This is a genomic window from Xanthomonas sp. NCPPB 1754 (genome assembly GCF_041475725.2).
Classification (GTDB): domain Bacteria; phylum Pseudomonadota; class Gammaproteobacteria; order Xanthomonadales; family Xanthomonadaceae; genus Xanthomonas; species Xanthomonas euvesicatoria.
Window position 1 is genome coordinate 3117560 of the sequence record NZ_CM192982.1, and the last position, 16370, is coordinate 3133929.

Annotated in this window: 15 protein-coding genes; 3 read left to right on the top strand and 12 right to left on the bottom strand. The window is 66.9% G+C overall.

Annotated features, from left to right (window positions below; all coding sequences use genetic code 11):
• Positions 1 to 116: 116 nt before the first annotated feature.
• From trpA to trpB, 3 genes are read right to left on the bottom strand one after another with little or no spacing between them, the layout of a single operon-like run.
• Positions 117 to 923: a tryptophan synthase subunit alpha gene (gene trpA / locus ACCQ15_RS13685; RefSeq protein WP_372380674.1), complete on the bottom strand. Its 807-nt coding sequence runs from the start codon at positions 921 to 923 to the stop codon at positions 117 to 119.
• Positions 924 to 966: 43 nt separating this feature from the next.
• Positions 967 to 1347 (bottom strand): hypothetical protein, encoded by a 381-nt coding sequence (locus ACCQ15_RS13690; protein WP_372380675.1) that lies wholly within the window; start codon positions 1345 to 1347, stop codon positions 967 to 969.
• A gap of 42 nt (positions 1348 to 1389) precedes the next feature.
• Entirely contained in the window at positions 1390 to 2607 is a 1218-nt protein-coding gene (gene trpB, locus ACCQ15_RS13695) for a tryptophan synthase subunit beta (RefSeq protein WP_005914297.1), read from the bottom strand.
• Between the two features lie 105 nt (positions 2608 to 2712).
• Here trpB and ACCQ15_RS13700 point away from each other — a divergent pair, with 105 nt between their 5' ends.
• On the top strand, positions 2713 to 3639 hold the full coding sequence (locus tag ACCQ15_RS13700; RefSeq protein ID WP_031423341.1) for a LysR family transcriptional regulator: 927 nt from the start codon (positions 2713 to 2715) through the stop codon (positions 3637 to 3639).
• A 191-nt stretch (positions 3640 to 3830) separates the two neighbouring features.
• Here the strand turns inward: ACCQ15_RS13700 and ACCQ15_RS13705 are convergent, their stop codons facing one another.
• The 8 genes from ACCQ15_RS13705 to prmB all read right to left on the bottom strand — a co-directional run bounded on the left by ACCQ15_RS13705 (position 3831) and on the right by prmB (position 12690).
• Positions 3831 to 4499, bottom strand: coding sequence for a phosphoribosylanthranilate isomerase (locus ACCQ15_RS13705; protein WP_008570953.1), 669 nt, complete (start codon positions 4497 to 4499; stop codon positions 3831 to 3833).
• Positions 4496 to 5269, bottom strand: a complete 774-nt coding sequence (gene truA / locus ACCQ15_RS13710; protein WP_372380676.1) for a tRNA pseudouridine(38-40) synthase TruA — start codon at positions 5267 to 5269, stop codon at positions 4496 to 4498. The genes ACCQ15_RS13705 and truA overlap by 4 nt, the downstream gene beginning before the upstream one ends.
• A 162-nt stretch (positions 5270 to 5431) precedes the next feature.
• Positions 5432 to 5839, bottom strand: coding sequence for a VOC family protein (locus ACCQ15_RS13715; RefSeq protein ID WP_008570950.1), 408 nt, complete (start codon positions 5837 to 5839; stop codon positions 5432 to 5434).
• Positions 5836 to 7791, bottom strand: coding sequence for a FimV/HubP family polar landmark protein (locus ACCQ15_RS13720; RefSeq protein WP_496561796.1), 1956 nt, complete (start codon positions 7789 to 7791; stop codon positions 5836 to 5838). The genes ACCQ15_RS13715 and ACCQ15_RS13720 overlap by 4 nt, the downstream gene beginning before the upstream one ends.
• A 683-nt stretch (positions 7792 to 8474) precedes the next feature.
• Positions 8475 to 9500 carry an aspartate-semialdehyde dehydrogenase gene (locus ACCQ15_RS13725; RefSeq protein ID WP_136732727.1) on the bottom strand — a complete coding sequence of 342 codons (1026 nt, stop codon included), beginning with the start codon at positions 9498 to 9500 and terminating at the stop codon, positions 8475 to 8477.
• 83 nt (positions 9501 to 9583) lie between these two features.
• Complete coding sequence (locus ACCQ15_RS13730; protein ID WP_136732728.1) at positions 9584 to 10657, bottom strand: 2-hydroxyacid dehydrogenase; 1074 nt, start codon at positions 10655 to 10657, stop codon at positions 9584 to 9586.
• Positions 10650 to 11753, bottom strand: coding sequence for a chorismate synthase (aroC, locus tag ACCQ15_RS13735; RefSeq protein ID WP_008577522.1), 1104 nt, complete (start codon positions 11751 to 11753; stop codon positions 10650 to 10652). Before aroC ends, ACCQ15_RS13730 begins: the two co-directional genes overlap by 8 nt.
• 10 nt (positions 11754 to 11763) lie before the next feature.
• Entirely contained in the window at positions 11764 to 12690 is a 927-nt protein-coding gene (prmB, locus tag ACCQ15_RS13740; RefSeq protein WP_014090540.1) for a 50S ribosomal protein L3 N(5)-glutamine methyltransferase, read from the bottom strand.
• Between the two features lie 80 nt (positions 12691 to 12770).
• Between prmB and ACCQ15_RS13745 the strand changes: the two genes are divergently transcribed.
• A complete protein-coding gene (locus ACCQ15_RS13745; RefSeq protein ID WP_008577518.1) occupies positions 12771 to 13421 on the top strand; it encodes an SCO family protein in 651 nt (216 codons plus the stop codon).
• A complete protein-coding gene (asd, locus tag ACCQ15_RS13750) occupies positions 13418 to 14260 on the top strand; it encodes an archaetidylserine decarboxylase (RefSeq protein WP_029819759.1) in 843 nt (280 codons plus the stop codon). The genes ACCQ15_RS13745 and asd overlap by 4 nt, the downstream gene beginning before the upstream one ends.
• Positions 14261 to 14671: 411 nt before the next feature.
• Here asd and ACCQ15_RS13755 read toward each other — a convergent pair whose 3' ends face one another.
• Entirely contained in the window at positions 14672 to 16255 is a 1584-nt protein-coding gene (locus tag ACCQ15_RS13755; RefSeq protein WP_011347957.1) for a transglycosylase SLT domain-containing protein, read from the bottom strand.
• Positions 16256 to 16370 lie beyond the last annotated feature (115 nt).

Consider the following 16370-nt stretch of genomic DNA (forward strand, 5'->3'; position numbering starts at 1 on the left):
GCGACTGCCGTGGCGCGATGCGGCGCAATGGATTGGCTGCACGTGGCTGCGCCCGCCCCCTCGCCCCACTCCCTAGCGCTGAGAGAGACGTTAGCGCTGAGAGAGACGTTCGGTTCTCATTTCTGGTCGAGCGCCTGGCGCAACGGGGCCAGGAACGCTTCGGCGCGCTCACGGGCGCTGCGGACCTCGCCTGCGTCCGCCAATGCGGCGACCAGGGCACTGCCCACCACCACGCCGTCGGCATCCACGGCCATGGCAGCGGCGCTGGCCGCATCCTTGATGCCGAAGCCGGCCACCACCGGCGCGCCGGCACGCTGGCGCAGCTGGCGCAGGCGATCGCTGGCGGCATGGGTGTCGAGCAGATTGGAGGCGCCGGTGACGCCGGCAAAGCTGACGTAGTACAGATAGCCCTGCGCGGTGCTGCACAACATGTCCAGGCGCTGCTCGCTGGTGGTGGGCGAGGCCAGTGCGATCAGCGCCAGGCCGACCTCGGTGAAGATGGCGCGCGTTTCGCCGGCTTCTTCCGGCGGCAGGTCGACCAGCAGCACACCATCCACGCCCGCGGCGACCGCGGCTTCGGCGAAGCGTCGCGTGCCATTGATCTCGATCGGGTTGAGGTAGCCCATCAACACCACCGGGGTGGTGGCATCTTCGCGGCGGAACTCGTGCACCGCTTCGAGCACATACGCCAGGCCGGCACCGCGGCCCAGCGCGCGCTCGGAGCTGCGCTGGATGGTGGGACCGTCGGCCATGGGGTCGGAGAACGGCACCCCCAGCTCGATCACATCGGCACCGGCGCGCACCAGTGCGTGCATCACCGGCACGGTGGCTTCCAACGATGGGTCGCCGGCGGTGATGAAGGGGATCAGTGCCTTGCGCCCATTGGCACGCAGCTCGGCGAAGCAGGAATCGATACGACGCATGAAATCACTCGAACAAGGGAGGAAGGCCAGCTGCCATCTAACCTCAGGTGGCAAAGAAATACCGCATCAGCGCAAAGCACAGCGCAAACAGGTAGCCGTGGGAAAATCGATCGATGCGCAGCACCGTGTCGCCGCGACGCGCACGCCACGCACCAAGCGCGGCCATCAGCCCACCGGCGACCAGCGGCGCGATCAGCAGCGCTGCCAGTCGCGCGCCCAAGGTCGCAGTGAGGTGCTGCGGCAGCAGGCAGAGACTGACACCGCCAAGTAACGCGCCCAGGATTGCGTAGCCCACTGCCGCCAGCCAGGGCGAGGGCCTGCGCTCGAACGACTCGGCGACAGAGTGCAGGCCAACTTCGATCAGCAGCTCGGCCAAGGCCTGCAGCAGCACCTCGGCCACCAACTGAAGCATTCCTTCGAGCATCGCCGCGTCCCTGCATCCGGATAGCGTCAGCCGCCACCACTTTTAAAGAGCGATCCCCTCGCGCGCTGCGATGGTATGCACATCCTTATCGCCACGCCCGGACAGATTGCACAACACCAGCGCATCCCTGGGCAGCTCGCGCGCAAGCTTGATCGACTGCGCCACCGCATGGCTGGACTCGAGCGCGGCAAGAATGCCTTCGGTATGCGCCAGCAGATGGAAGGCGGCCATCGCCTCGTCGTCGGTAATGCCCTGGTACACCGCGCGACCGCTGTCGGACAGGAACGAATGCTCCGGGCCCACACCCGGGTAATCCAGGCCGGCGGAAATCGAATGGGTCTCGGTGATCTGGCCGTCATCGTCGCAGATCACGTAGGTGCGGTTGCCGTGCAGCACGCCCGGGCGACCTGCGGCGATGGAGGCGGCGTGGCGGCCGGTGGCGATGCCATCGCCGGCCGCTTCGGCGCCATAGATCTTGACGCCCGGATCATTGAGGAAGGCATGGAACAAACCGATCGCATTGCTGCCGCCACCCACGCAGGCACTGATCGCATCCGGCAGCCGGCCATAGTCCTGCAGCATCTGTTCGCGCGCCTCGCGACCGACAATCGCATTGAAGTCGCGCACCATGCGCGGGTATGGGTCCGGGCCAGCCACGGTGCCGATGATGTAGAAGGTGTCGCGCACGTTGGTCACCCAGTCGCGCATGGCTTCGTTGAGCGCGTCCTTGAGCGTGGCCGAGCCGGAAGTCACCGGGATCACCGTGGCGCCGAGCAGCTTCATGCGGTAGACGTTGATCTTTTGCCGCTCGATGTCGGTGGCGCCCATGTAGACCACGCATTCCAGGCCCAGGCGTGCCGCCACGGTGGCACTGGCGACGCCGTGCTGGCCGGCGCCGGTCTCGGCGATGATGCGGGTCTTGCCCATGCGGCTGGCCAACAGCGCCTGGCCGATGGTGTTGTTGATCTTGTGCGCGCCGGTGTGGTTCAGGTCTTCGCGCTTGAGCAGGATCTGCGCCCCACCCACTTCACGGCTGAGCCGCTCGGCGTGGTAGATCGGGCTGGGCCGGCCGACGTAATGCTTGAGGTCCTTGTCGTATTCGGCAATGAAACTCGGGTCCTGCCGCGCCTGATCGTAAGCGGCGGACAATTCCTGCAGTGGGCCGATCAAGGTTTCGGCGACGAAACGGCCACCGAACTTGCCGAAGTGACCGGCAGCATCCGGATAGGCGTAAAAGTCACTGATGGGCTGGGCCGACATGGGAATCCTCTGCAGCGATGCGTCATACGAGAGGCATCACTCTAGCGCAGCCGCGGCGCGCGATAAATCGATAAGATTGCCGCAACCTGTGAGCTGGAATCACATATGAGCGCCTTGCTTCCTCCATTGGCGGCGCTGCGTGCGTTCGAAGCTGCCGCGCGCCTGCAGAGCATCAGCCGTGCTGCGCAGGAATTGCACGTGACCCATGGCGCCATCAGCCGGCACGTGCGTTCGCTGGAACAGGCGTTGGGCGCGGCGCTGTTTGCGCGCCAGGGCCGCGGCCTGGTGCTGACCGCAGCGGGCGTTCGGCTTCGCGATGCCACCGGCGAAGGCTTTGGCGTGATTGGTCAGGCCTGGGCGGCATTACAACGCCCGGCCGCCGAAGCGCCGCTGGTGCTGGGGTGTTCGGGCAGCTTGCTGGCGCGCTGGGTGATTCCGCGCCTGGGACTGCTGCAGCAAGAGCTGCCTGACGTGCGCCTGCATCTGTCGGCCAGCGAACAGCCACCTGGTCCGGAGCTGGACGGCTTGGATGCCGCCCTGCTGCTGGACACCCCGCCCTGGCCCAGCGAGTGGCAGGTGCACACCCTCGGCGTGGAGTGGATTGGGCCGGTGCTGAGCCCTCAGCTCGCATCGACCCTGCAGATCGAGGGGAGCAACCCGGCCGCGCTCGGCGATCACGCGCTGCTGCACACCCGCTCGCGCCCGCAAGCCTGGCCGGAATGGGCCCAGGCGCACGGGCTGGCACCTGAGGGGCTGCGCTTCGGTACCGAATTCGAACACCTGGTGTATCTGTTGGAAGCCGCTGCCGCTGGTCTTGGGATCGCGATTGCGCCGCAGCCGTTGGTCGCCGCGGACCTGGCAGCCGGGCGCCTGCTGGCGCCATGGGGCTTCACCGCCACGCGAGGGCGCTGGGTCTTGTGCGCGGCCAAGCGCAACCCCGATCCACGCATCGAACGGCTGGCCGGCTGGCTAGGCAAAGCGCTGGCGACAGACCAGCACACCTCTTCAACCCTGCAGGCAGCGGAGAACTGAGCAGCCATCGCGCGCGATCACCACATGAGCACTTCGCCAGCTGCTGGCGCATCGCGAACACGTGCAAGCGAAAAGGCGCAAGGATCAGGCGACTGTCCAGTGGATCCTGACGCAGCGGTGTTGCAGGCAAGAAGCAGCGCTTGAGATGCCTCGGCATAGCCGCTGCCACGAATCCCGAACCCCAATCACCCTCACGACATGTCGTGACAATCCGCCCGCCGCACTTCCTCGACGAACTTGCGCATCTTGTGGCCGTCCTTGATGCCGGGCGCCAACTCCACGCCACTGGAAACGTCCACGCCCCAAGGCAACGTGGCCACGATGGCGTCGAACACGTTGTCGGCGTTGATGCCACCGGCCAGCAGAAACGGACGGTGCAAGCCGGTGGGCAAGCGCGACCAGTCGAAGGTCTTGCCGGTGCCGCCGCCCGCGCCGGGCGCATGGCTGTCGAACAGAAAGCCAGCGGTATTGGGATACGACAACTGCAGCGTGCGCGCGTTGGCGTCCTCGCCATTCACGCCGCTGCTGCCCATCGGCACCGCCTTGAGATACGGCAGGTTGAAGCTACGGCAGAACGCGTCGTCTTCCTCGCCATGGAACTGCAACAAGGTCGGGCGCACGGTGCGCACCACTTCGCGCACTTCTTCCTTGGAATTGTTGCGGAACAACGCCACCACATCGACCATCGGCGCAGTGGCCTGGCGCATCGCGCGCGCCTCGGCCGGCGCCACGCGCCGGGGGCTGCCATGCGCAAAGATGAAACCTACCGCGTCCACACCCAGCTCGCCGGCCAGCCGGATATCGCCGGCGCGGGTCATGCCACAAAACTTGATACGGGTGCGGTACAGCGATCGATTCATTGGGTCACCTCAGCAGGCAGATGCCACTCTGCAGGATACAAAGGTCCGATAAATACCAGACCTTGTGGCGGCGCTGTCGGGCCGGCCACAGTGCGGTCGCGTCCGGCGAGCAACGTCGCGATCCAGTCGGCCGGCTGCTCGCCGGTACCGACCAAAATCAGCGAACCCACAATATTCCGCACCATGTGATGAAGGAATGCATTGGCCTGGACCTGCACCTCCACCACCTCGCCGATACGCTGCACGTGGATGGCCTGCAGGTGACGGCGCGCGTGCAAGGCCTGACATTGCACGCTGCGGAACGCGCTGAAATCGTTCTCGCCCAATAAGGCCTGCGCCGCCGCATGCATGGCATCGGCATCGAGCGGGCGACGCTCCCAGCTCAGGGTATGCCGATACAGGGCTGGGCGAATCTGCCGATTGAGCAGGCGATAGCGGTAACGACGCGCGCGTGCGGAAAAGCGAGCGTGGAAGTCATCGGCTGCCGGCACGCACCAGCGCACGGCGATCGACGACGGCAGGCGCGCAGTGGTGCCCAGCATCCAGCCACGCGGCTCGCGGCGTGCGTCGCTATCGAAATGCACCACCTGGCATTCGCCATGCACGCCCGCGTCGGTGCGCCCGGCGCAGACCACCTGCACCGGCGCATCGGCGACCGACGACAAGGCCGCCTGCAGGCTGGCCTGCACGCTCGGCCCGCCATGCTCGCCCAACTGCTGCCAGCCCTGGAACTCGCTGCCGTCGTATTCCACGCCCAGCGCGTAACGCATCGGTACCTGCCCTATGAGTGAATCGATGAAATCGGCGCGCCGGTCATGCCGCCGCCATCGCAGGCGATTGCCAGCACAGCCCCGTCGCTGCAAAAAAGGTGAAGTGTACGAGCCGCATTGGCTGGTGCCGAGCCGCGGGACGCGCGTGCGACCAGCGCGCAGTCAGTCGTCGGACGCGACGCTGCGCTCGGACCACACGGCCAACGTGGTGCCGCCGGGCTCGCGGAAATGAAACCGACTGCCGCCGGGAAAGCCGAAGACCGGTTTGACGATCACCCCGCCTGCGTCACGCACGCGCTCGATCACCGGGGCCAACGCATCGGCATACAACACCACAAGCGGCCCACCCTCGTCCGGCGCCGGCGCGGCTGCACGGTAGAAGCCGCCGTCCAGGCGTCCATCGTTGAAGGCCAGGTAATCCGGACCGTAGGCCTGGAATTGCCAACCGAACACCGCTTCGAAGAACGCACGGCTGGCATCCGGATCGATGGAGGCGAACTCCACATAGTCGATCCGGCGCTCGCGTGCGTCACTTTCCTGCGCAGTAAGGCGATCGATCGCCGGGCTCATGCCAGGCGTTCCAGCAGCTCGGCGGCTTCGGCGCGCGTGGCGTCGTCGCCGGTGGCGGCAACTTCCAGCAGCAGGCCGCGCGCGGTGTCCTTGTCGCCCAGGTCCATGTAAGCCACCGCCAGTTCCAGGCGATCGCGCCCGGCCGAGGCGACGTCACGGCTGGCCGAGGGGCTGGGCGCAGCGCTCGGCGCCGCAGGCGGACGCTCGAAATCCAGGCTGTCTTGCGTGGCCGCCGCTACCGGGGAAGCCGTAGACGGGACATCACCGATCGTGGGTGCGACATCTGCGTGACTCGCTTCCACGGCCTCGAACGCTGGGTGCGGCGGAGCCTGCGCCGCGTCGACGGGGGCGCTGTCCTGCGGCGGCGTTGCCACCACCGGCGGTGCGGCCCGCAGCGCACGCCAATCGTCGCTGTTGACCGCCATGGGCGCAGCAGCCGGCTCGGACGGCAGCGGCTCGCGACGCAGCACGTCCGACAATGGTTGCTGCGCGTCATGGGCGCGCTCTTCGTCGCGCAGATCGGCCTGCTCGAATTCGGTCTCGTGCACCACATCGCGCTCGCTGGGCTCAGTGGCTTGCGTCGCCTCTTGCGGCTCGGCGGCCTGCACCGGCGCGCCAGGCAGGACGAAGTCGAACTGCCGACGCGGCAACGGCGGCAGCGGCGAGGGTTTGCGACGGCGCGCGGCCAGCCACGCCACCACAGCCGCGACGATCAACACCAGCCCGCCGATCAACCACAGCGGAAAACCGCCACCCTGTTGTGCGGCCGCCGGGGTTTCCGACAGGCGCTTCTGTGCAGCCGCCAGGTCGCTGTCCTTCATGGCGATCAGCGCTTGCTGTTGCTGCTTGAGCTTTTCCAGATCCGCCACGCGGGTCCGCAGGTCCTGCAATTCCGCATCGCGGGTGGCGATGTCTTCCTTGGCCTGTTGCAACTGTTGATTGGCCGCCATCTCGCCCTCGCCTTCGGCACTGGTGCCGGACGTGACGCCGGCCTTGTTGGTCTGACTCGCCACTGCAGGAGCGATTTCGAGCCGCGCGCCGTTGCCAGCCGCTGCGGCAGGTGGGGCGGGCGGCGGCGTTGCGGCAGCGGCGGCGCCGGCCTCGGCCGGTTGCGGCACCGCCGATCGCGCCTGCCGCCACTGGGCGGCCTGCTCGCGCACCATGACCGCCGCTTCGGCCGCACCGACCTGGGCAAGCGCGTCTTCCTGCGGCGTGCGCAGCACCGCGCCCTGCTTCAGGCGATTGATGTTGCCGTTGATGAAGGCGTCCGGATTGGTGCGCAGCAACGCCAGCATGGTCTGGTCCAGCGAGTGCCCGCTGGAACGCGCTACCGCCGCGGCGATCTCCGACAAGGTCTGGCCCGCGCGCACGGCCGGCAACGCGTCGCCGGCCTGCGTCGCAGACGCAGCAGACGCACTGCCAGTTGCACGCGCAGCCGGTTCGGCCCTGGCGTTGTCCTGCGCGGCGGGCGCGGCGACCGGCGCCGGCTCGCGTGCGATCGCATTGCTGGAACCGGCACGCGGCGCTTCGATGGCCGGCTCGGCGATGGCGGCCGCGGTGTTGGGCGCATCGACCAAGGCGGAATATTCGCGCACCAGCCGGCCCTGGCCCCACTCCACCTCGATCAGGAAGTTGATCGCCGGCTGGTCCACCGCCTGGCTGCTGGTCACGCGGATCACCGCACGCCCGCGTGCGTCCTGCGCGAACTGGAACTGCAGATTGCTGACCAGCCCTTGCGGGCGCTCCAGGCCGACGCGCGCAAACGTGGTGGCCGATGCCAGTGCCACGCGTGCGTTGTCGAGTTCGCCCGGCTCGTTGGAGATGACCGGAATCTCGGCCACCAGCGGTTGCCCGGGCTTGGACAGCACCCGGATATCGCCCAGCCCCAACGCCATTGCAGCGCCGCTGCAGGCCATCAGCAGCAACGCACCTATCCCTTGTATCGGACGCATCGCGCCCCCGCCCCTATGTTTCATGGGCATCAATATAGCCGCTGGATGAGCGAAAAAGTCGGCGCCGTGATGCAGAGCGCTGTGCCAGCGACACTGCCGCAGTGCGGCATGCATGCGTGGCCAATGCAAACCGGCAAGTGCTGATGGGCGCTCTCACTGCGCGAGGTCTCAAGCGCGCAACGGCCTGTCGGCAGATTGCGTGGTGCAAAGTCACGCGCTGCGGGATGCCATGACATGGCGCCAATGGCGTGTCGCCTGAGCAGGCACGGAGTGTGTGCGAGCGGCTGGCGACAGGTCTGCGCACTGCAAGCTGCAAGGTCCTCCAATGCCACATGAGGCGATACGCGCACGTGCGCATGCCCGCAGACGCGCGATGGGCAGCGCGCCTGCAGGTGGAATTCGGTTGAGGTGGAATTCGGTTGAGAATCGAGCCGACGTTCCATGTGTCGGTGCGCACCCTGCCGGAGCGCTTGCGCGCGGTGCGCCTCTCTGGGAAGCATCACCGCGCGCCGGCATGCTCCAGCACGTGCACGGCGGTTGAGAGCGCCAACCGCACGTCGCGAGCCGTCCCCATGCAGGCGCGAACGGCGCGCTCAGCATCGCAGTGGCCGGGTGAGGCCTGCTGCACCAGGCGCCGGCCGCGCGCCCGCATGGCGGCTGCGCGGTCGTCTTTGTCGTGCTGCTTAGCCTTCCTGTGCGACCAGTTCGGCCAGCTGCACGGCGTTGAGCGCAGCGCCCTTGCGGATATTGTCGGAGACGATCCACAAGTTCAGGCCGCGCGGATGCGAAAAGTCCTCACGGATGCGGCCCACGAACACCGCATCCTTGCCGGAAGCATGCGTAACCGGCGTCGGGTAGCCGCCGGGCTTGCGTTCGTCCACCACTTCCACGCCAGGCGACGCTGCCAGCAGCGCGCGCGCCTGCTCCACGGTGATCTTGTCGCGGGTCTCGATCGCCACCGCTTCGGAATGGCCGTAGAACACCGGCACGCGCACCGCGGTGGGGTTCACCTGGATGCTGTCGTCGCCGAGGATCTTGCGGGTCTCCCAGACCAGCTTCATCTCTTCCTTGGTGTAGCCGTTGTCCTGGAAGTCGTCGATGTGCGGGATCAGGTTGAAGGCGATCTGCACCGGGAACCGCTGCGGGTCGATGTCCTGAAAGCTCAACAACTCGCTGGTCTGCTTGCCCAGTTCCTCCATCGCCGAACGCCCGCCGCCGGAGACCGACTGGTAGGTCGCCACGTTGATACGCTCGATGCCGTACTTGCGGTGGATCGGGCCCAGTGCCACCAGCATCTGCATGGTCGAGCAATTGGGATTGGCGATGATGCCGCGCGGGCGCTGCTTGAGCGCTTCCGGGTTGACCTCGGACACCACCAGCGGCACGTCGTCGTCGTAGCGGAAGGCCGAGGAGTTATCGATCACCACCGCACCGGCCGCGGCGAACTTGGGGCCGTATTCCTTGGACACGCTGCCGCCCGCAGAGAACAGCGCGATGTCCACGCCGGCGGGGTCGAACTCGGCCAGGTCCAGCACATCGACCTTGCCGCCATTGAACTCCACCTGCCCGCCCGCCGAGCGCGACGACGCCAGCGCGTACAGGGTGGCGACCGGGAAGTTGCGCTCGGCCAGTATGCTCAGCATGGTCTCGCCGACAGCGCCGGTGGCGCCCACGACGGCGACGTTGAAACGACGGTTTTCGTTGCTCATGAGTTTGTCTTTATCGAAAGGGGAAATGAGGAAGCACTGCGCGCTGGGTTCGGGGAACCTCCAACGCTGGCCGCGGAGGTTCCCTATCGTTTGGTCGAAATGCTGCCGGTGACGCCGGTTTCTTTCGCATCCACGCCGGTGCCGCCACGTTTGGTAGCGGCAACTGCATCGGCGTTGAGCGCGCTCGGCGGGTTGCCGGCATGCGGGCCCTTGCCCAGCGCAGCGATCAGGTTGTCCACCGCCAGTTGCACCATCGCGCGGCGCGTGGCCAGGCTGGCGCTGCCGATGTGCGGGGTGAGCACCACGTTGTTCAGCGCCAGCAGCTCCGGACGCACATGCGGCTCGCCTTCGTAGACATCCAGGCCGGCACCGGCCAGGCGGCCGTTGGCCAGCGCATCGGCCAATGCCAGCTCATCGACGATGCCACCGCGGGCGATGTTCACCAGCGTGGCGGTGGCGCGCATCTTGCCCAACGCCGCGGCATCGATGATGTGGTGAGAGTCCCTGGTGTACGGCAATACCAGCACCAGGTGATCGGACTGCGCCAGCAACGTCTCGAAATCCACGTACCGTGCGCCCAGCGCCTGTTCGGTAGCAGCCGGCAACGGGCTGCGGTTGTGGTACAGCACGCGCATGCCGAAACCGTGCGCACCGCGCCGGGCGATGCCTTGGCCAATGCGTCCCATGCCCAGGATGCCGAGCGTGCTGCCGTGGATATCGGCGCCGAGCATGGTCTTGAACGACCATTGCCCCCACTGCCCGTCGCGCAGCCAGCGCTCGGATTCGGTGATGCGGCGCGCGGTGGCCATCAGCAACGCAAAGCCGAGATCGGCCGTGGTTTCGGTAAGCACGTCCGGCGTGTTGCTGGCCAGGATGCCGGCCGCGCTCAAGGCCTCGATGTCGAGATTGTTGTAGCCCACGCCGACATTGGCGATGGCGCGCAGCTGCGGCGCGGCGGCGATTTCGGCCGCGCCGATGCGCTCGTTGAGGGTGATCAGGGCGCCGTCCAACGGTGCCAGTTGCGCGGCCAGCTCGGCCGGCGAATATGCGCTGACGCGCTGCGTGGTGGTCAGCTCGAAATGCTCGCCCAGCTGCGCGACGACATCGTCGAACAGCGGCTGGCTCACCCACACCCTGGGACGACGTCCGTCAGACATCGACCTGACCGGGAATGCGTGGCGACACCTCGCCCACATCGCCGCACTGCGCACGATGTCGCAACGCCTGGTCCATCAGCACCAGTGCCATCATCGCCTCGGCGATCGGGGTGGCGCGGATGCCCACGCACGGGTCGTGCCGGCCGGTGGTGATGACATCGACCACGCTGCCATCGGCATCCACCGTCGCGCCGGGCAGGCGCAGGCTGGAGGTGGGCTTGAGCACCATCGAGGCGGTGACCGCCTGGCCGGTGGAGATTCCGCCCAGGATGCCGCCGGCATGGTTGCTGAGAAAGCCTTCCGGGGTGATCAGGTCGCGGTGTTCGGTACCCTTCTGCGCCGCGCTGGCGAAGCCGTCGCCGATCTCCACGCCCTTGACCGCATTGATGCTCATCAACGCCGCCGCAAGTTCGGCATCGAGCTTGCCGTAGATCGGCTCGCCCCAGCCTGCCGGAACGCCGCCGGCCACCACGTCCACGCGCGCACCGACCGAGTCGCCGGATTTGCGCAGCGCGTCCATGTAGGTTTCCAGCTCCGGCACCTGCGCCGCATGCGGCCAGAAGAACGGGTTGTCTTCCACCGCATCCCAATCGAAACCAGCGGGACGGATCTGGCCCAGCTGCGACAGGAAACCGCGCACCAGCACGCCATAGCGCTGCTTGAGCCACTTCTTGGCGATCACGCCGGCGGCCACGCGCATGGTGGTTTCGCGCGCCGACGAACGCCCGCCGCCGCGAGGATCGCGAATGCCGTACTTCTGCCAGTAGGTGTAATCGGCATGGCCGGGACGGAACTGCTGGGCGATGTTGCTGTAGTCCTTGCTGCGCTGATCGGTATTGCGGATCAGCAAGCCGATCGGCGTGCCGGTGGTACGGCCTTCGTACACGCCGGACAGGATCTCGATCTCGTCGGCCTCGCGGCGCGCCGAGGTGTGCCGGCTCTTGCCGCTGGCGCGGCGCTGCAGATCGTGGGTGAACTCTTCCGGCGCGAGCTCCAGGCCGGGAGGGCAGCCGTCGACGACGCAACCGATCGCCGGCCCGTGCGACTCGCCGAAGGTGGTGACAGTGAACAGCTTGCCGAACGAATTGGCACTCATGCGCGCAGGCTCATCGCTGCGCGGCCAGCTCGGCGATGCGGGCACCGTGGGCGATCAATTCGCGGCATTCCACGGCGAAGATGCCCATCTGCCCGACCTTGAACTCGACCCAGGCCAGATCCACTTCCGGCAGCAGCTTGACCAGGTGCTGCTCGGACTCGCCCACTTCGCAGATCAGCAAGCCGTCTTCGCTCAGGTGCTGCGGCGCATCGCGCAGGATCTTCAACACCAGGTCCAGGCCATCGTCGCCGGCGCGCAGGCCGAGTTCGGGCTCGTAGGAATACTCCTGCGGCAGCGCGTCGGTTTCCTCGTTGGTGACGTACGGCGGGTTGGTGACGATCAGGTCGTACTGGCGACCGCCCAGACCGTTGAACAGGTCCGACTTGAGCAAGGTGACATTGTCGGCATGCAGGCGCGCCTTGTTTTCTGCGGCCAGCGCCAGCGCATCGTCGCTGATGTCCACGCCGTCCACATCCCACTGCGGGTTGTAGTGGCCCATCGCGATGGCGATGCAGCCCGAACCGGTGCACAGGTCCAGCGCGCGGGTCACTTCGCGCCCGCCCAGCCAGGGCTCGAAGCCGGCTTCGATCAATTCGGCGATCGGCGAACGCGGCACCAGGGCGCGCGCATCGCTCTTGAAACTCAGGCCTGCAAACCAGGCCTCGCCGGTGAGGTAAGCGGCCGGCACGCGCTCGGTGATGCGGCGCTCGAACAGACCAAGCACCTGGTCTTTTTCCGAGCGCAGCAAGCGCGCCTGGCCGTAGGCCGGGCCCAGATCGTGCGGCAGATGCAGGCTGTGCAGGACCAGCTGGGTGGCTTCGTCCAACGCATTGTCGTAGCTGTGGCCGAAGGTCAGACCGGCTGCGTTGAAACGGCTGGTGCCGTAGCGGATCAGGTCGATGATGGTGTGCAGTTCGTCGGCCGCGGCGGCAGTCATGGCAACAACTAAAGAGGAATCGGCCCCCGATTATAGAGGTCGGATCGGTATCATGAGCGTCCGTTGCACTGGAAACCGCCATGTTCAATCGCAATACCGGCATCGTGCTGCTGGTGGCCCTGGCCGCTGGCCTGGGGATGTTGCTGGGCCAGAAGTTCCTTGGCGGCGCGCCCAGTTCGCCATGGCCGCCCACCAAGACCATCACCTTTTATCCGCAGCCGCGCCCGCTGCCGCAATTCAGCCTGCGCCAGTCCGACGGCACCCAGCTGGTGCCCGGCGAACTCAAGGGGCATTGGACGCTGGTGTTTCTGGGCTTCACGTTCTGCCCCGATGTCTGCCCCACCACCTTGACCGATCTGGCAGTGGCGCAACAGCAATGGGAAAGCATTCCCGATGGCCTGCGCCCGCGCGTGCTGTTCGTGTCGGTGGACCCGCAGCGCGATCCGCCCGCGCGCCTGGGCGAGTACGCACATGCCTTCCACAAGGACACCCTGGCCGCCACGGCGGACGTGCCGGCGTTGGAGCGCTTCGCCACCGCGCTGGGCTTCGTGTTCCAGAAGGTCCCGGGCAAAGGCTATGCGCAAAATCCCAACGACTACAGCATGGACCACTCCGCCGGCATTGCCGTGCTCGATCCGCAAGGCCGCCTGGCCGGGCTGATCCGCCCCCCGCTCGATCCGAAGGCGATTGCCGCCGACCTCCAACAGCTGACCAAGGTAACCGCTCCGTGAGTCTTGTCACTTCCCTGACCTACGTGCTGCCGCACCGGTTGCTGTCCTCGCTGGCGCGCGCGCTGGCCTACTCGGATAGACCCGCCACCAAGCAGTGGTTGATCGACACGGTCACACGCAAGTTCGGCGTGGACCTGAGCGAGGCACAGGAGCCGGATCCGCGCGCCTATCCCACCTTCAATGCGTTCTTTACCCGCGCCTTGAAGCCCGGCGCACGCGTGCCGGATGCCGACCCGGCTGCGTTGCTGATGCCCGCCGACGGCCGCATCAGCCAGCTCGGCCCGATCGAGAACGGCCGCATTTTCCAGGCCAAGGGGCAGTCGTTCACTGCTGCAGAATTGCTTGGCGACGAGGCCGCGGCGGCGCCGTTCAACGACGGCCTGTTCGCCACCGTGTATCTGTCGCCCAAGGACTACCACCGCGTGCATATGCCGTGGACCGGCACCCTGCGCGAGACCGTGCACGTGCCAGGGCGGCTGTTCAGCGTGGGCCCGGACGCCGTACGCAACGTGCCGCGCCTGTTCGCGCGCAACGAGAGGCTGGTCTGCCACTTCGACACCGATTTCGGCCCGATGGCCTCGGTGATGGTAGGTGCGCTGCTGGTGTCCGGCGTGGAGACGGTCTGGAGCGGCGTGGAGATTCCGCGCTATGGCGACCGCATCACGCGCAAGGACTACCGCGGCAAGGGCATCGTGCTGGAGAAGTTCGCGGAGATGGCCAGGTTCAATTACGGCTCGACCGTCATCGTGTTGCTGCCGCCGGGTGTGGCCACGCTCGATGGCAGACTTGCGGCCGAAACATCGGTTCGTCTTGGCCAGGCACTCGCGCGTCGTCAGTGAAGTGCAACGCTGCCCTCGTAGGAGCGGACCTGGCCGCGACCAGGCGTTTCCGGTGATACGCCGCCCCTACGCGCACGCCATCCTGCTCAGCCTCGGATGAAGAACATCCGGCATAAAACGGGCTGTTTGGATGGTTTGGTTGCGACCGGGTCCGCTCCCACGGCAACCACCAGGCTTGTCGTGCGCTCGCTGCCAACGTAGCAGCGAACCTGGCCGCGACGAGGCCTTCCCCACAAGGCCTCGCACCCCCGCGCACCGTTTTCCAACCTTCGACTGACGACACGCTGCGCGTGCCGGGGCTACCGGAACGGCTTTGGCACAGCCTGGCCTGCCCCACGCCAGCGGGTTCAGGCCGATGCGCACCGCCGTTTGAAGGGTGCGGACATCAGCAACGCTCCACCAGCGCCCGGTTCAGCGATCGCACCCCGCCAACCTGATGCTCTGCCCCGGCTTGAGCGCATACGACGGCGCTTTCAAGCCGTTGGCCTTGGCCAGCTCCTTGATCTCGCATTGGTACTTCTGCGCGACGCGACCGAGCGTGTCGCCCTTGGCGATGGTGTAGCTGCGCACTTGCTTGGCCTTGGGCTTGGCCACTGCCGGCTGACCGGTGGCGACGGTGGTCGGGACGCCGGCCATCTGGCTGACATCGCCCACCGCCACGCTGGGCACGTACTCGGGCGCGCTGCTGCTGCGCACGATCGCGCTGTTGAGATCGGCGGTGATCAGGGTGCGCGCCAGATCCGCACGCGGGCCATTGACGCAGTAACGGGTGTAGAGGTTGACGATGCGGTTGGTGGCATTGATGACCGTGCCGGCCGGAATCCAGCCATCGGATTCGTAACGTGGGTTGAGATTGCGCAACGCACGCATGTAGCCGTCGCGTGTGCCCATGCTGCCTAGGCAGATGGTGAGTTCGTAGATGGTGGTCGACTTGGCCAGCTTGAGCGTGGCCGGCTGCGCATCGAGCTTGGGAAAGTCCACCCCGTATTGACGCGGGTGCAGGAAGATCCACGCCGCCGCGATCACCATTGGCACGTAGTCCTTGGTTTCGGCCGGGAACTGGTTGTAGACGTCCTGGTCCCAGAAGCCGCGCCCGCCGCTCTGCGCGAACACGCGCGCGGCACGGCCTTCGCCACCGTTGTAGGCGGCCAGTGCCAGTTCGATGCTGCGGTTGAGTCCGGCCATGCGTTCGTTGAGGTAGGCGGCGCTGGCTTCGGCGGCGCTGCGTGCATCGAAGCGGGTGTCGAAGCCGGTGCCGTCCGGGCCCAGCCCGAAGCGACGTCCGGTGGCGGGCATGAACTGCATCAACCCGGCGGCACCAGCGCGCGAGCTGGCATGCACCTTGCCGTTGGATTCCTTGGCCATGATGCCGAACAGCAGCGCTTCTGGAAGGCCGCGCTTCTGCCATTCCGGCCACATCACGCCGCGCAGGTTGCTGTAGTTCTCGTAGCTGGTCAGCAGCGCCGGGCGCATATCGGTGAGCCAGCGCCGGATACCGGCCTGCACGGCCGGGTTGTACTGCACCATCTTGTCGAACTCGTGGCGCTGGTCGTTGAGCAGCGTGGCGGCACGCGCGGCCTCGGGCACGCCGTTCGACGCCGGGCCCAGATGGTCCGGGTCGGCTTGCAGCAGCGTGTCGTCGTCTTCCGGATCTTCGGCGGCCGGCGCCTCGGCATCGGCGCGCGCCTTGAGCAGGCGCTTGTAGGTGGCCAACTGATTGGACACCAGGCAACCACGCTGCTTGATGCAGGCGTCGATGATGTCTTCCATGTCCTCCAGCGCAGCATCGCCTTCGGCAGTGCCCTTGGGGTCGGAGTTGTTCACCAGCACCAGCGCATCGCGATAGCGCTTTTCGGCGGCGGCCATGCGCGCATCGAGCGCGGCGGCCTTCTCCGTGTCGCGTTTGGAGATGGCGTGGGCGGCGGGGACGACAGACATCAGCGCCACCACAGCCAGGACAGGCCATGGGCGCAAACCAAAATGAGCGAGCGGCATCGTAGGCAGTACAGCGGAAAGGCAGGCAGGGTAGCCGCCGGGGCAACATCGGGGCAAGGCAGCGGGGCCACCGGGGTCAGTGGGCCGTTAGCTTGGTGGGCGCGGTCGATGCGTG

Bases quoted from the DNA above. Each gene is read 5' to 3' on its own strand.
- trpA (WP_372380674.1), bottom strand. From the start codon at position 923: ATGCGTCGTATCGATTCCTGCTTCGCCGAGCTGCGTGCCAATGGGCGC.
- ACCQ15_RS13690 (WP_372380675.1), bottom strand. From the start codon at position 1,347: ATGCTCGAAGGAATGCTTCAGTTGGTGGCCGAGGTGCTGCTGCAGGCC.
- trpB (WP_005914297.1), bottom strand. From the start codon at position 2,607: ATGTCGGCCCAGCCCATCAGTGACTTTTACGCCTATCCGGATGCTGCC.
- ACCQ15_RS13700 (WP_031423341.1), top strand. From the start codon at position 2,713: ATGAGCGCCTTGCTTCCTCCATTGGCGGCGCTGCGTGCGTTCGAAGCT.
- ACCQ15_RS13705 (WP_008570953.1), bottom strand. From the start codon at position 4,499: ATGAATCGATCGCTGTACCGCACCCGTATCAAGTTTTGTGGCATGACC.
- truA (WP_372380676.1), bottom strand. From the start codon at position 5,269: ATGCGTTACGCGCTGGGCGTGGAATACGACGGCAGCGAGTTCCAGGGC.
- ACCQ15_RS13715 (WP_008570950.1), bottom strand. From the start codon at position 5,839: ATGAGCCCGGCGATCGATCGCCTTACTGCGCAGGAAAGTGACGCACGC.
- ACCQ15_RS13720 (WP_496561796.1), bottom strand. From the start codon at position 7,791: ATGCGTCCGATACAAGGGATAGGTGCGTTGCTGCTGATGGCCTGCAGC.
- ACCQ15_RS13725 (WP_136732727.1), bottom strand. From the start codon at position 9,500: ATGAGCAACGAAAACCGTCGTTTCAACGTCGCCGTCGTGGGCGCCACC.
- ACCQ15_RS13730 (WP_136732728.1), bottom strand. From the start codon at position 10,657: ATGTCTGACGGACGTCGTCCCAGGGTGTGGGTGAGCCAGCCGCTGTTC.
- aroC (WP_008577522.1), bottom strand. From the start codon at position 11,753: ATGAGTGCCAATTCGTTCGGCAAGCTGTTCACTGTCACCACCTTCGGC.
- prmB (WP_014090540.1), bottom strand. From the start codon at position 12,690: ATGACTGCCGCCGCGGCCGACGAACTGCACACCATCATCGACCTGATC.
- ACCQ15_RS13745 (WP_008577518.1), top strand. From the start codon at position 12,771: ATGTTCAATCGCAATACCGGCATCGTGCTGCTGGTGGCCCTGGCCGCT.
- ACCQ15_RS13755 (WP_011347957.1), bottom strand. From the start codon at position 16,255: ATGCCGCTCGCTCATTTTGGTTTGCGCCCATGGCCTGTCCTGGCTGTG.